General features: G+C 61.9%; 1 protein-coding gene. It reads right to left on the reverse strand.

From position 1 onward, the window contains the following. The coding region (locus tag KVT32_RS28415) for a GTP-binding protein (RefSeq protein ID WP_254637057.1) at positions 1–593 on the reverse strand (593 nt) is incomplete at both ends.

Genomic DNA, 593 nt, shown 5'->3' on the forward strand with positions numbered 1-593 from the left:
CGACCCGAGATCGAGAACACGCCTTCGACTGGCATCAGGAAGGCGCCGTCAACAGCGCGCTCTGGCGTCGGGATGTAGGTGTCCAGGGCTTCTGCCAGGCGGATGATGCACTCTTCGCCCATTTCGCCAGGCTGGCCTTCCAGGGCCATACGTGCCGAACCCTTGATGATCGGCAGGTCGTCGCCAGGGAACTCGTACTTCGACAGGAGTTCGCGAACTTCCATTTCGACCAGTTCCAGCAGTTCTGCGTCGTCGACCAGGTCGCACTTGTTCAGGAACACGATGATGTACGGAACGCCAACCTGACGCGCCAGCAGGATGTGCTCGCGGGTCTGTGGCATCGGGCCGTCAGCGGCCGAGCACACCAGGATCGCGCCGTCCATCTGCGCGGCACCGGTAATCATGTTCTTGATGTAGTCGGCGTGGCCTGGGCAGTCGACGTGCGCGTAGTGGCGCGATTCGGTTTCGTACTCGACGTGCGCGGTGTTGATGGTGATGCCACGTGCCTTCTCTTCCGGAGCCGCGTCGATCTGGTCGTACGCCTTGGCTTCGCCGCCGAACTTCTTCGACAGAACGGTTGCGATTGCAGCCGT

The sequence above is a fragment of the Achromobacter sp. GbtcB20 genome, from assembly GCF_019091095.1.
Taxonomy (GTDB): domain Bacteria; phylum Pseudomonadota; class Gammaproteobacteria; order Burkholderiales; family Burkholderiaceae_B; genus Achromobacter; species Achromobacter mucicolens.